A 13,481-nucleotide genomic window follows, 5' to 3' on the forward strand; every position below is an offset into this window, starting at 1 on the left:
TAAAAATGGAAGCTAAAAGAAACAATAAACCTTTACCGCTGCAAAGAGCGTTTTCCTCTAGGCTGGGGAAGGCCGCGGATGGATTGTCCAGACGGACCTTGACTATCTGTCTGTCCATCTTCGTCCTGGCCGGGAGCATCTGCTGCCTCACAAGGATATTCCTTGCGGTCTGGTTTCCAGGATCCCCGCCGTTGTCCCGACCGAGTGCTGTGGGAATGCCTGTGATCCAGCGGGATTCCGGTACTGTACAGGAAAGGGGAAAGGGGCGGGGGACAGTTTTCGGCCAGGGGGACAAAGATACCCTCGATGCAAAAACAAACAGGGAGGCAGGACCAGAAAGCCGCACCAGACCTGATTGATCCGTTAAAACCAATAAAAAAAATGCCATGCAGACAAGCAATTCAATTATGAGTAAACAGGTGAGGGGAAGGTTCCTCTTGCTGGCACCTGTGGTTGCAATACCTTTTGTGCTCCTGTTTTTCTGGAAAATGGGGGTCGGAAAAGATCTGTCCGAAGCCCCAAGGACGGAGGGAAATCCCGTTTTTCCTGCAGGTCTCCCAGATATCGGTGCACATAAGGGAGAAAACCTTAATAAGCTGGAACACTACGAAAAGGCCGATCGGGATTCCCAAAGGCTCAAGGAGCTCATTAGGCACGATCCGTACTACCTAGAGCCGCAGGGGCCCATCGGATACCCCGATGGTGATCCCGAGGTCCTTGCCGGACATGAAGCCTATGAGTTCACGCCCATTGGCCGGCAATCCGGAGAGCAGCTTTCCCAAGAGATCTTTAAAAAGCTTTCGGACCTCCAGCAGGAGCTGGAATCGCCCGCGACCAGAAGGGACGCTGACCGGCTTTTCCCCTTCGACGGCCATCAGGGGGCAACCAATGCCCCAAAAAAGGAAATGCTGGACCTTCTGGATGCCCATGAGGCGCATCTGGACTCACTTTCCAGTGATCCAAGCCAGGACATGGAAATCCTGCAGCTCAATGCCATGCTCGACAAGGTCCTTGATATCCAGCATCCGGACAGGTTAAGGTCCCGGGCACAGCAGGAGGAAAACTTAGAAGGTGTGGGTGCCTTACCGGTCGGCCATCCATTGGAAAGGGCCCAAATCTCGGTCCTGGCAGCCCATGGGCACGAAAGGGACACATTTCGGAGAGCCTTCAGGTTCTATTCGCTAAATGACCAGGGAAAGCTTCCACCAGAGCAAGGGGCGATCCCTGCAGCGGTCCATGGTCGGCAGGAACTTATCGATGGTTCGTACATCAAGCTGCACCTTATGGAAACGGTGAACGTTGCCGGTAAGGAGGTCCCAAAGGGTGCCCTTGTGTTCGGCCAGGTCAGGTTTTCGCCACAGCGGATGGACATCAAGATCAAGCACCTCAGGGTCGGACGGTCCATATTGCCGGTCGATATGCAGGTGCATGACCTAGATGGTTTGCCGGGGGTTCATGTGCCGGGCGACATTTTGCGGCAGGGTATCCAGGAATCGGCCGATAGATCGGTCCAAGAACTGGGAATGCCATCCCTGGACCCTTCATGGGAGACCAAGGCGGCCTCCTTGGGGGTACAGGCAGCAAAGAGACTTATGGCAAAGAGGATTAAGGTGAAAAAAGTGATCATGCCCGCTGATTATAGAGTGCTATTATTTGATAAAAAGAAAACAGAAAAGATAAATAAACAGTAAAATAAATCATGGATAAATTACCACATTGCATAATATTATCGGTATTCCTGCTGGCCTTTGCCGCTTTCGCAAATGGACAGTACGCTCCCATGCCCCAGCGCATAAGGGTTAGCGAAAATATGACGACCAACCTCATTTTCTCCATGCCCATCCTGAGCGTGGACCTGGGAAGTTTCGATATCCTGGCCCAAAAGGCTAGCGGGGTACAGAACGTCCTGCAGGTAAAGGCCGCCAGCAAGGAGCTGATACAGACGAACCTCACCGTGATCACACAAGACGGAAAGTTACATTCATTCCTGGCTAGCTATGCTGAATTTGCAGACCCCATCAACCTGATCGTCGGGGAGAACCTGCCCGAAGGTACCTATGTTCCCTCCATCCCGAACCGCACAAAGGTTCCTCCCATCCAGGTGGGGCAAGGTATGGATTGGGTGCGGAATACGGACCTTGTTCCCGTTAGGTTGATGAAGAAATCGGACGGGATCAGCTTTAGCCTTGACGGCATATTTATACAAGGGAAAAGGATGTACCTGCGCTTCCGGTTCTACAACGAATCCCATATCCCTTTCAAGGTCGACCAGTTCAGGCTTTTCCTCAAGGATAACAGAACGGCGAAAAGGACGGCTGCCCAGGAAATTGAAATCATACCGGAATATGTGGACGGGCAGCAGGACAAATTGCATGAACATGTGCCGTATACCTGGATTGTTTCCCTACCGAGCTTTACCATTCCAGAGGGCAAGCACCTGTGGGTTGAACTCATTGAGCTTTCCGGAGGAAGGGATTTGGGGCTAAAGGTCAGGAACAGACATGTCCTAAAGACCCTTCCGGTTCCATTCATCCAATAAAAAAACAGACATCATGAACATACAAAACTTTGAATACCTCAGGAATCAGCTCTTCTACTGCGGTTTCGGACACAAACTTGAAGATGCCCTAAGATCGAAGATGGCAAAGGACAAACAGGAGTTCCAGTTGCAGTACAGGGGACAGATAGATTCCGAGCCTGTAAGGGCAGAACTGCACTTTTCCAGGAGTAGGCAGACGGATAGGTACTACTTCAATTCCTTTCGGGTCGAACTCCCCCAAAACAGTGCCCGGGTAACGGGATCGAGAAGGTTCCAGGTGAACGGAAGTAACAGGTTTACCTTAAAGGAAGCATATAACCTTCTCAACGGAAGGTCGGTTCACAAGGAGCTGACCAATGTCCAGGGGGAACGGTACAGGGCATGGTTCCAACTGGATGGCAAGACCTTGGATATCCATGGCAACCATAAACTGCTGCAGTTCCATGAAAACTATGGATATGACATCGAAAACCAGCTAGGGCGTTTTCCGATCATGGAACTTAGGGAGGAACAGAGCAAAAAGAGGTTGCTGGAATCACTTGGCAGGGGCAACCGTCAGCTGGTGACCTTTGAGCTGAGCTCAGGGCCCCATAAACTGTACGTAGAGGCCCTGCCAAGGTTCAAGGCAGTCTGCATATACAATGAACAGGGCATAAGGCAGGAATTCATTGATGACCGTTCCAAATTGGACCAGCGGCCAAGTGCCAAGCTTCAGGAGCAGCAGAGGCAGATCCAGATACGGAGCAGGGGGGGAAGGAAGGGACACAGCTTATGAGACCCGATACCTTCAATGCCCTGGCCAAGGTGCTTCCCGATTTCTTTCAGGCCATGGACCGTGACCCCAGGTTGTCAAGTACGCACGTTTCACTCTATTTCTCACTGATAAGGCAGTGGGCGAGATCAGACTTCAAGGGGTGCATACGGGTCTATGCCAGGCATGGTGCCCACAGGGCCAAGATTTCGATGGTAAGTTACATTAAGTGCCTGAAGGACATGCATGAATTTGGGTATATCCGTTACGTGCCATCCTATAACAGCGCTGAGCCCAGTTCGATCTACCTCTTCTGCAGGGGAGAGCTACGCGCAAATGAAGCGCAGAAGGTGGTTGATTCCCCGTTGATCCCCGCGAAAAAGGGAAACTAATGGATGCTATTGATGTTATCTTCAGGCATAATTGAGCCTTTTCGCCAGGTTATACCCAGTTCCCATGGGAAAGGTCCCAAAAAGCCTTTGGTGAGTGGCGTCACTCTCCGGCACTCACCAAAGGATTCCTAAGGCAATTATGTTTTAGGGAACACAGTACTTGGAATCCCTTGGTCCATTATGTTTTAAAAGGTTCCCTATTGGGTATCAGGCAGCTCGTTTCCAGTAGCTCATTGGATATTGCACTGAACATGTCCTGTAGAGAGGTCGGTTTGGGAGCTACGATGCCACCATTTCTACCCAGGACAAGTGAAACCCCGATCTTGGTGACTCAGGAGCCCATATGGTTGTCTTAGAACCAGTCCGCAGCTTTTTCCCAGTTCCCGCACAGATCTGCACCGGACCCCATTCCTTTCTCCCCATTTCCTTCACTCTGCACTGACCGGTCGGTAAAACCGTAATATCCGATAGCCGATGCCGATACGAAACCCGGAATTCTCTGGCTGTGACCTTTCAATCTCCCCATCAAAAAATCCCCTGCTCCGATGCTAGTTTCATAAACCAATCTTTTTCGATCCCCTGTAAGCGGAGTCCCGTCGTCCAGCTCTGACCGAGAGGTGGACGATATGGTCTGCTCCGTCCAGGGCTTTCTCATCCATGGTCCAGTTTTCCATGTCCCAATGGTATTTATCTTCAGATCATGGTGCCCTTTTTAATGGATTATTCTATTACTTTCCCTGGAGCGACTTTAGGTGTTCTTCAATAAAGCTGTCAGCCCCTGTTATTAATGCGGGTGGTACCATGAAGCCTAAAATGAATAGTCAATTAAACAAAGATATGGACCTTCGTGCCAATATTAGTTTTGGGGATATTACGGATGAGTGGTTACCTTCAGGTTAGCGTTATGGTAAAATGCCCAAGAGCGACCCACCAAAGTGTTTGGCGACATCGTAGCTATAATGGATACATCTGGGATATTTGGAACCAAATGGAGTTTGCTAATAGAGCATTGCCTGTCGGTACGGGAAAGCGAGGTCAATACATTCAAGAAGATCGAAAAGGACATTGGTGGAATCTCAGCAAGGATGCTTCCAAAAGGCCCTAAGGTACTAGAAAGGGACAAAATCCTTGCCGCATCGTCCGCAACAAGGATTTTGGGGGCTTAAATCAAGGACAAGCCGAGCCAGGTTCTTAGAACCTCTCGAACTGAGAGAAAAAGAAACTTCCTTCGATCTCAGCATTTTCATCAGAATCGGACCCGTGGATAGCATTAGCATCGATAGATTTAGCGTATTTGCTACGGATAGTTCCTTCACTGGCTTTAGAAGGGTCAGTGGCACCGATTAATGTACGGAAATCCTCAACGGCGTTGTCCTTTTCCAGGATTGCTGCGACGATAGGTCCCGAAGACATGAAATTGACCAGGTCTCCGTAAAAAGGACGTTCCTTGTGAACCTCATAAAACTTGCCTGCATTTACTTCGCTAAGCTGAATGTACTTCATTGCAACGATCTTGAAGCCGCCAGCAATGATGTCATTCAAGATGGCGCCTGTGTGGCCATTTGCAACTGCATCTGGCTTGATCATTGTAAAAGTTCTGTTTGTTGCCATTTTACTCTAAAATTTTTGCAAAGGTAATAAATTTATGCAAGTTGGAAAAGTTTTGGACCGAGGTCACCTTTAGGAGGTTGACAATAAAAATCCATATCCTGGTGGAGGACCGTTGTCTCTATCTAAATTCTTGGATCTTTCCTATTTGTAAGGGTGAAAGTCCACATGGTGGCAGGGCATTTCAAGGGGATAAAAATACAAGGGATTATATTGTTCCCTATTCCTGGTTGTGAAACAGTCGATCCCTACGGACCTAAACAGTTACCTTGGCAGGCCAACCTGCTGTTTTCCCTATGTTTCCCTTTTCCTTAACAGTATGAGTCAGGACCGTCATTGGAAACTGACCTTTTATTTGTCTTTGTGGGTGCCATTGGCTCTATTGCCCTTTGGATGGAACTCTTTGGGTATGTTTGATTCCTCTCCCTTGGGAATGAATGGGGGCAATGTCTCCGGACCCCTACTGCTATCTGTTTTTTTCCTGTTGCTGCCTGCTGCCTTGTCATCTTGGGGCATTTTTGCTCTTTTGTTGTCTGATTTCATGTCCATCACGTTTAGCGTTTGCCTTTGAACAATCGGAAGGAGGATAAAGTTTTTAATTGTCCATTTATTCATCATGGAAAATATAATGGGAATGTGATCATTTCTATTCTTTGAAAACCGATATTCCATTCCTCGGTCAGGTTAACCTCTTTTAGCGTACTTTGGGATGGGAGGGGAATCAATTTGGATGAAAAGAAGTTTAGGACGGTGTCTTCTGTCCGGCTTTCCCCGTATTTAAGGGAGCCATTTTGGGTCGATCCTGAAGTGACCTTTCGGATATTAAGGAGGACCGGTGTGCTGTTTGGGAAAATATCCAAAGGGATCTTCCAACAAATGGTTTTTGCGATTGTTCTAGGTAAAATGTGTTTTTAGTGTATTCATATGAAAATAAATGAAAAGAAATTGAACCGGCTTGGGGAACTAATAAGTCTAGGCGGGTATAAACTGTCGTTGGCAGAAAGCATGCCCGGAGGCTTTTTTACGAGCATATGGAGTTTACAGACTGAATCCGGGGACTATTTGGAAGGTTCTATCGTATGCTATTCCGAAAATGTTAAAAAAGAGGTCCTGGGTGTTCCTGGTTCCTTGATTGACCGGTTCTCTGCAGAGTCAGAGCGTGTTACGGAATCCATGTTACAGGGTTTGGAGACCGTCATTCCTGCTGATATTCACATAGCTGTGACGGGGAAGGCTTTCAGTGATTCAGAAGGGAGTGCCAATGCCGTTAGGGGCGATGTATTCCTCTGTGTTTCTTGTCAAAACAATGTGATATCCCAGAAGTTCCATTTTTCCTCACTTAATGCCGCGCACATATTTATTTCAGCTTTCAACGCGAGCCTGGACATGTTGGAATCTCTCCTTTGCGATTAAATGTTTGGCTCCATATTACCCGGCATTCCCAGCCCGAATCCGTCAATGCAGGGACAAGTCTTTTGGACTGCCATCCCTCTGTTGATTTTGATCAGTTAGTACCGAACGGATGCCGGGGCAATACATCCTATTTTTCATCCAAACCCTTTCCGTCCAGAATCTGCTGATAGTGTTTTTCTATTCGTGCCTCTCTGGTCCTGGATTGTTTAGCTTGATTGAAATAAAACAAATACCCCTTTTGCCGGCCCGGCGTTAAGGAATAGAAAGCTTTTTTTAGGTCCCGGTCCTCTCCAATTGCCCTTTGGAATTCTTCAGGGACTGGATAGTCACTTGCTTTCTTCAACTCTACCTTCTTCCCCGACATTTCAATCTCTATGGCTTCAGCTATAAAGGCCTTGAGGATGGGCAGGAGTGCTTCGATCTGCTCAATACTGGTAAATCTAATCTGCCTCGCCGATTGTACGTTTTCGGTTTGCTGGATAAGTACCTTCTGCGGATCTTTCAGTAAAGCTCCCTTGAGGAAAAGTAGTGCACAATAATCTTTAAATCCGTGTATCAGTACAATGTTTTTCCCATGAAATGTGTAGCAGGGGTGCTTCCATTTGTAGGTTTCTTCAAGAGAGGTGTTTTCAAGAACGATCTCGCGCAACAATTGGAACTCCTCTTTCCATCTATCTGCCTCCGCAAAATAATGGTCAATTATCTTCTGGTCCATGGGTAACTTCTTTAGGTTTTTTGAGGGGTGATTTTTCTGCTTTCTGGCCTGAAGTACCATGACAGCACGGTTGCCGAAACCAATATTAATGATGGTACAGCTTCTCCGAATGGCTGTCCAACCGCAAGGTGGGACGCGAAGGCACCTGACATTGCAAAGAAGAAACCTGCATAGGCCCATTCCTTGAGTATCGGAAATTTCGGGATCAGGATAGCCGCTACGCCCAATAATTTCCAGGCTCCGAGGATGCTCAATAGATAGAGAGGGTATCCCAATGAACTCACGATCGCATTATAGCCACCTACCTGCAACAATTGCTGTATACCCCCGGCGGTCATCCCAATTGACAGGAATATGGTTGCCGCCCAATAGATAATTCTTCGTTTCCTTGCCATATCCAGCTATTTTAAGCGATTAACCTTTTCCTGTAGCCTGTCGTGTGCCATGTTGAGGCCATGTGCGAACGGCATCTGCAATAATCGGTTCCTGAATTCAACGGACCTGAACACTATCTGCATGGTCAGTTTGCTCGTCTGGTTTGTCAGTTCCTCAAACTCCAAAAATTCTAACTGAACGGGAAAAGGGGTGTCCTCCATTTCAAATGTTCGTGTGATCCTCTTCTGCGGTACAAATTCGTGGAAAGTCCCGTTAGCCCGAAATACCACCTTTCCGTTATGCCAAGTTTCAAAAGCATAAGAGCCGTGGTCCCTGTTGTCCATTTTCAGTACTTTGGCGTTCATCCATTCTTCAAAGAGCCCGGGTTCTTCGTATGCTTTGAAAAGCAGTTCCAAGGGCAGGTCAAAAACCCTCGTGATCAGGATTTCCTGTGAGCCATCCTCGGCACTTACTACTGTCTTGTTTTCCATTTTTATTTCCTGTTATACTTTTTCATCACTGTCTCCAGTCTGTTGAACCTGTCGTCCCACATCTGGCGGAACTGTTCAATATAATCTGCGACCTCCTTCATCTTTGAGGCGCTGGCATGGTAATAAATCTCCCTCCCTATTTGCTCTTGTGTCAGCAATTCACACTCAATCAGGATCTGTATGTGTTTGGATACTGTTGGTCTTGCGGTGGCAAAATTTGAAGCGATGGCACCTGCCGTCATGGCTTTTGTAGCCACCAGCAATAGGATTGCTCGCCTCGATGGATCTGAAATGGCTTGGAATACGTCCCTTCTTAAGTTCATAATGAAGTCATTTGGCTACAAATATAAACGAAGCCATTCGGTTACGCAATGTTTTCGGAAAATATTTCTGCTCTGTTGATCCGGAATAAGGACTGGGCCCATTGACCGGCTGTTTTGGATCAGGGGGTCGCAAACCACCTGGCACTTCTCCTTGGTCGTGGAAAGCGCCGGTATTGGGACATAAGGGTCATTTGGAATATTCTTAACTAGCCCTCTGTTCCGGGACTTTCTAGAACAGGCCCGCGGAGGTGTGTGCAGGTATCGATTCCCGAACCCGATTGCACATGGATATCACAGTCTTGACCTCAGGGCAAGGAGCCCTGCCCTGCTCAGGGGCTTGGCCAGGTAGGAGACCACGAGCTCATCGCTTGAGGACCTCTCTATGTCCCTAGAGTCAACAGATGAGGTAAGGATGTGGATGGACAGGTCGAGGCTTCCCCCTTGGGACCTTATGGCATCCAGGAACTCCCAACCGTTCATGACTGGCATGTTTATGTCCAAAAAGACCAGGTATGGGCGGTCAGGCTCCTCTTTGATGAGCTCAAGGGCCAATTGGCCGTTCTCCACGGTAAGTATCCTGTTCTCCGGGAAAACGCTTGAAATGATCGTCCTGTGAATGAAATTGATGACGGGGTCGTCATCGATCAAGAGTATCGTCCTTTGTTCCATTTTCTATTGAGTTTGCCTTTTCTGTCATTGTTCTGATTATCATGTCCAGTTCCTCGGCCGATCCCCGGATGAGCTCCATGATCCTTACCGCTTGGAGGCCACCGCCCTCATGGTGAATCGATATGTCCGCAAGTCCCATCAACCTGGTAAGTGGTGCCCTGAGCAGGTGCGATTGAGACCATGCAATGTCCCTTAGGATTCTGTTCTGTTCCTCGATCATCTCAACGTGCCGCCGGGAAATGGTCACGTCCAGTGCTGCCCCGACCAACTGGACTGCATTGCCCTCCGGGTCTCGCAGGACGTGGCACCTGTCCTGGTAGTGGTGGACCGAGCCATCTGCTGCGACTGTTCGGTATTCGGCACACCATGCATTCTGTTCCTTGTCGGCAATCACCTTCCATAGCGAATCCCAGACCCTTTCCCTGTCGCTGGGGGAAATGGTGGTGAACCAAGAATTGTCTATGGAGAACTCTTCGGGACTATCTTGTTCGATGGGCCGCAGTCCCCCTCCCCCTCGGGTATGGGTTTTCCCTTGCACGTCTACGTGCCAGATCATCTCGTTGCTCGCCAGCATGGCAAGCCGGAAGATCTCGTTGCTCATGGATAGCCTTTCCTCGTACGATTTCCTTTCGGTAATGTCCTGGATGGTACCCTCTAGCTTCTGGGGCGTGCCGTCCTCTGAGGTGACCATCCTTACCTCCTGCCTTACCCATTTGATCCTTCCCTCGGGAGTAACTATCCTGTGTTCAAATCCCTTGGCGGCATTTGGTTCCAGAAGGAGCGCAGGGTCCTTCTCTATCAGGTGGCGGTCATCGGGAAAGAAGGTGTTTCTTAGGTTCTCCATGGTGGGTACGAATGTGCCGGGGGCGCGCTCATAGATACTGTAGGTCTCCTCGCTCCAATTCGAGATCTGGGAGTCGACCGGCCGGAACCAATAGCCCAGCTTAGCTATCTTCTGGGCATTTTGGAGCTTCTTGAGGGCCCCATGGAGTTCCTGCTCTGCTCTGTCCTGATCGGTAACGTCCTTTCCTACGGCGACGATCCGCATGGACTCTCGCGAGATGGCAGCAGACCAGAGCAATGTGCGCAAATGGCCCTCAGCGGTGGCGACCCTGCAGCGGTATGGACCGGTGCTCCATCCGTTGACCATGGAAATGAAATCCCTCTTTGCTCGCATGATGTCCTCGGGGTGCACAAATTGAAGGACGGTGCTGCCAGTGGAAATTGCCCCATCGGTCGTTACCAGTGCGGAAAAGGCGCTGTTGCACATCTCTATTTGGCCGTCCCGACCGATGATACAGTGCGGGTCGGGGGATATGTCGAAGAGCATCCGGTATTCGCTCTCCTTCAATTTATGGGCAATCGGTTCAGCAATCCGGGTAGCTGCCCTTTCCAAGAAAGGTCCAGTGGCCTCCAGCCTTTCCAGCGGTCCGGTTGAGTAGCATATCAGGCATCCCAGGAACTTTCCCTCGGCTAGGATCGGGACCCCAAAGGCAGTCTGGTTTCCCGGAGGGGCGTATCGCGCGGTGACAGGCCCCATTTCCATCCAAACCCTTCCGGGCATGCCCTCCCCCTTCCTGCAACTGAAGCTCGGTGAAAACCCCTCTAACAGGTACTGACCATCCCGCCTGCTTGCCCTGCCCCTCAGGCCAAGGGAGGAAGGATCCGAGGACACGATCCAGATCTCTGCCGTTCTGACCTCCTGCAGTCCAAGAATGGCCTGGATGGCCTTATCGACGAGTGTCTCTAACGATGTAGCTTCGGTGATCCCCCTCTCGATCCGCTCGAGGGCCTGTTCGTGCAGCTGGCGTTCGGTCTTTTCGGTCACGTCCCAGAGCACGACCTTGACGGCCTTTCCCTTTCCAGTCGAAACAACAGAAAGGTCGCATGCCATCCACCTCCGCTCACCGTCCTCACGGATGAGTGCATAGGTCCCCGATGGGAACGATCCCCCTTGCATGAGACTTTCAAGGAGCCCTGAGAAGAGCCTTCTTTCCTCCGGATGTAAAAAATCGAGGAGTTTACGGCCCAATAGCTCCCCCGGGGCACATCCCAACAACCTGCAGTGGTCGAGGTCCGCGAACATGAATTTTCCTGCACCGTCGAGCAACGAATGGGCGCCAAGGTCCTTGTTCTGGTCTATAAGTGGACGAGGGTCCTGTTCGACCTCTACTGCGGCTACCAGAATTGCCGCCCTGCCAGCATATGTGACTGGGGCAGTGTTGAGCCTAAGATAGAAGGTCCCCCCATCCCGGTTTCGGTGCCTTTGGACAATCCCTTCGGCAATTCCGGTGCTATGATCCTTTATCTCGGTGTCCGGATCCGCAAGGACGTCCTTCAGGGCCATGCTCGTGAGCTGATTGAGGGAAAACCCATAGAGCCCCTGGGCCTCCCTGTTTGCTGCAAGGAAACAATGGTCTGCTCTGTCTAATATCCACATGGGGATAGGGGAAAGGTCAAAGAGATCGTCACGTTCCATTGGTTTGTCGAATTAGGTGTCTGGCAATTTAGTCTCTTCCATAGTGCGATTTGCCCCATGGAGGATACGAATTTACGTTTTTTTTCCGAGCCCAGTGCCAGCCGACCTGCATTTTCTCGAACTTGACGGAAGAGGTAATTGCAGGTCGGCACTGCGGTATTTCTACTCTAAATGTGGCCCATATGAACAAATGTGCAAATTAAATGTTTATTCCTTGACAGAAACTGTACTTTTAAAGTCATGCCAGAACTCGAAAAAAGGTTGAAACTTCTGGTCCAGGCCATCTCAGCGAACGCGACCAGGCTAGAGGGTTATAGATGGGCCTCTGAGCACGCAGTCAGCAAGGGACATGTTGGACTTAGGAAGGTCTTTTTGGACAAAATGCAAAAATCGATTGATTTCAGGCTCCAGTTCAATGCCCTTGCCATGGCGTTGGGCTCACTTGAGGAAGTTTGCGCGCCTGGGGAGGGAGAGATGGCAAGAAAGTTCTTTGCGATGGGGAGCAATGTTGGAAAGGAGGACATAAACGATGTTCTCCTGCACTGTAGGAGGATTGAGCGGGGTTTCACCGAATCCTACCTCTCCATTATGGCCCAGAGCCATGGGTTCTTCCCGTCGCTTGTGGAGGTTCTACATGAACAGCTCATCGTGCAACAGGCTCAGGACCAGAAGCTCTAGCTGGACTTTTATTGGGCCCCATGGCCAGCCCGAATAGCTTGCTGAGGCTATGTAAAAACTGCCGCCAATCACAAGGAGTGTTAACAAAATTACTTAACTTTGTACCATGTCAAAGAACCTGCAAGTAACTATAGACAAGGACTCGGGCTTTTGTTTCGGGGTCGTCTATGCGATTGATATGGCAGAAGAGATCCTGGACAGGGATGGCTATCTGTATTGTCTCGGGGACATCGTCCACAATGACGAGGAGGTCGCCAGGCTCAAAGCCAAGGGCTTGCGCATTATTTCGCATGGTGAACTGCAAGGCCTAAAGAACGAGAAGGTGCTGATCCGTGCACATGGGGAAGCTCCGGAAACCTACAGGACGGCCCTGGAGAACAGTATCACCCTTATCGATGCCTCTTGCCCTGTTGTGCTGAAGTTGCAGAACCGTATCAAGACTTCACACGATGAAAACGAGAAGATCTTGATCTTCGGGAAGCATGGACATGCCGAGGTCATCGGTCTGCAGGGACAGACCAACAATGAGGCCCTCGTTTTCCAGGATATAGATGAGCTTGATGGAGCGGACCTGCCAGCTCAATTCACCCTTTACAGCCAGACCACAAAGAGCGTCGATCGTTTCTATGCGATCAAGGAAGAGCTTATCAACAGGGGGTATGAGGTAAAGGCCAATGACACCATCTGTAGGCAGGTTTCCAACAGGTATGAAGATCTGGGGACATTCGCCGCGCAGTTTGAAAAGGTCATATTTGTTTCTGGAAAGAAATCCTCGAACGGTAAGGTCCTATTTGATGTCTGTAAAAAGGTCAACCCGAATACCTACTTTATATCCGGCCCCGAGGAATTGGATGCCCGCACATTTGCGGACAATGAGACTATCGGGATCTGCGGGGCCACATCTACCCCGATGTGGCTGATGAGGAAGGTAAAGGAAACCCTTGAATCCTATTAATCGTCATTTCAATTTAAAATTCATTGATGCTGGCCGTTGAAATCTACCATTGCGCCTGTTTTGCTATAAATATTGCCTAATTTTGTGTTCAGA

General features: G+C 49.6%; 16 protein-coding genes. 7 read left to right on the plus strand and 9 right to left on the minus strand.

The window, feature by feature from the left end:
- The first annotated feature begins 386 nt into the window (after positions 1-386).
- The 3 genes from traM to ACWICE_RS11955 are packed head-to-tail and all read left to right on the plus strand — an operon-like array spanning position 387 to position 3,314.
- Positions 387-1,691, plus strand: coding sequence for a conjugative transposon protein TraM (gene traM / locus ACWICE_RS11945; protein WP_185217451.1), 1,305 nt, complete (start codon positions 387-389; stop codon positions 1,689-1,691).
- An 8-nt stretch (positions 1,692-1,699) separates the two neighbouring features.
- Positions 1,700-2,539: a conjugative transposon protein TraN gene (gene traN, locus ACWICE_RS11950; protein ID WP_185217450.1), complete on the plus strand. Its 840-nt coding sequence runs from the start codon at positions 1,700-1,702 to the stop codon at positions 2,537-2,539.
- 13 nt (positions 2,540-2,552) lie between these two features.
- On the plus strand, positions 2,553-3,314 hold the full coding sequence (locus ACWICE_RS11955) for a hypothetical protein (protein WP_454290941.1): 762 nt from the start codon (positions 2,553-2,555) through the stop codon (positions 3,312-3,314).
- Between the two features lie 720 nt (positions 3,315-4,034).
- Here the strand turns inward: ACWICE_RS11955 and ACWICE_RS11960 are convergent.
- Positions 4,035-4,337 (minus strand): hypothetical protein, encoded by a 303-nt coding sequence (locus ACWICE_RS11960; protein ID WP_454290942.1) that lies wholly within the window; start codon positions 4,335-4,337, stop codon positions 4,035-4,037.
- Positions 4,338-4,529: 192 nt separating this feature from the next.
- On the opposite strand from ACWICE_RS11960, the gene ACWICE_RS11965 reads away from it, so the two are divergent.
- Positions 4,530-4,787, plus strand: a complete 258-nt coding sequence (locus ACWICE_RS11965) for a hypothetical protein (RefSeq protein ID WP_454290943.1) — start codon at positions 4,530-4,532, stop codon at positions 4,785-4,787.
- A gap of 86 nt (positions 4,788-4,873) precedes the next feature.
- Here the strand turns inward: ACWICE_RS11965 and ACWICE_RS11970 are convergent, their stop codons facing one another.
- Both ACWICE_RS11970 and ACWICE_RS11975 read right to left on the minus strand, forming a co-directional pair.
- Positions 4,874-5,293, minus strand: coding sequence for a nucleoside-diphosphate kinase (locus ACWICE_RS11970; RefSeq protein ID WP_185217446.1), 420 nt, complete (start codon positions 5,291-5,293; stop codon positions 4,874-4,876).
- 348 nt (positions 5,294-5,641) lie between these two features.
- Positions 5,642-5,833 (minus strand): hypothetical protein, encoded by a 192-nt coding sequence (locus tag ACWICE_RS11975; RefSeq protein ID WP_454290944.1) that lies wholly within the window; start codon positions 5,831-5,833, stop codon positions 5,642-5,644.
- 381 nt (positions 5,834-6,214) lie between these two features.
- On the opposite strand from ACWICE_RS11975, the gene ACWICE_RS11980 reads away from it, so the two are divergent.
- Positions 6,215-6,703 (plus strand): CinA family protein, encoded by a 489-nt coding sequence (locus ACWICE_RS11980; protein ID WP_185213107.1) that lies wholly within the window; start codon positions 6,215-6,217, stop codon positions 6,701-6,703.
- Positions 6,704-6,830: 127 nt separating this feature from the next.
- On the opposite strand, the gene ACWICE_RS11985 is transcribed toward ACWICE_RS11980, so the two are convergent.
- The 6 genes from ACWICE_RS11985 to ACWICE_RS12010 form a co-directional block, all read right to left on the minus strand.
- On the minus strand, positions 6,831-7,418 hold the full coding sequence (locus tag ACWICE_RS11985; RefSeq protein WP_454290945.1) for a YdeI/OmpD-associated family protein: 588 nt from the start codon (positions 7,416-7,418) through the stop codon (positions 6,831-6,833).
- 11 nt (positions 7,419-7,429) lie between these two features.
- Positions 7,430-7,813 carry a DoxX family protein gene (locus ACWICE_RS11990; RefSeq protein WP_093099347.1) on the minus strand — a complete coding sequence of 128 codons (384 nt, stop codon included), beginning with the start codon at positions 7,811-7,813 and terminating at the stop codon, positions 7,430-7,432.
- Positions 7,814-7,819: 6 nt separating this feature from the next.
- The gene (locus ACWICE_RS11995) at positions 7,820-8,284 is read right to left on the minus strand and encodes an SRPBCC family protein (protein WP_454298484.1); all 465 of its coding nucleotides are present in this window, start codon (positions 8,282-8,284) and stop codon (positions 7,820-7,822) included.
- 2 nt (positions 8,285-8,286) lie between these two features.
- Positions 8,287-8,607 carry an ArsR/SmtB family transcription factor gene (locus ACWICE_RS12000; protein ID WP_093099344.1) on the minus strand — a complete coding sequence of 107 codons (321 nt, stop codon included), beginning with the start codon at positions 8,605-8,607 and terminating at the stop codon, positions 8,287-8,289.
- A 291-nt stretch (positions 8,608-8,898) separates the two neighbouring features.
- Positions 8,899-9,276, minus strand: coding sequence for a response regulator (locus ACWICE_RS12005; RefSeq protein WP_093099342.1), 378 nt, complete (start codon positions 9,274-9,276; stop codon positions 8,899-8,901).
- Positions 9,245-11,755 carry a PAS domain-containing protein gene (locus ACWICE_RS12010; RefSeq protein WP_454290946.1) on the minus strand — a complete coding sequence of 837 codons (2,511 nt, stop codon included), beginning with the start codon at positions 11,753-11,755 and terminating at the stop codon, positions 9,245-9,247. The genes ACWICE_RS12005 and ACWICE_RS12010 overlap by 32 nt, the downstream gene beginning before the upstream one ends.
- 240 nt (positions 11,756-11,995) lie before the next feature.
- Here ACWICE_RS12010 and ACWICE_RS12015 point away from each other — a divergent pair, with 240 nt between their 5' ends.
- Together ACWICE_RS12015 and ACWICE_RS12020 are read left to right on the plus strand one after the other, a co-directional pair.
- Positions 11,996-12,433, plus strand: coding sequence for a hypothetical protein (locus ACWICE_RS12015; protein WP_454298485.1), 438 nt, complete (start codon positions 11,996-11,998; stop codon positions 12,431-12,433).
- Positions 12,434-12,539: 106 nt separating this feature from the next.
- Positions 12,540-13,388: a 4-hydroxy-3-methylbut-2-enyl diphosphate reductase gene (locus ACWICE_RS12020; protein WP_093099338.1), complete on the plus strand. Its 849-nt coding sequence runs from the start codon at positions 12,540-12,542 to the stop codon at positions 13,386-13,388.
- Positions 13,389-13,481 lie beyond the last annotated feature (93 nt).

The sequence above is a fragment of the Sphingobacterium sp. NPDC055346 genome (assembly GCF_053645235.1).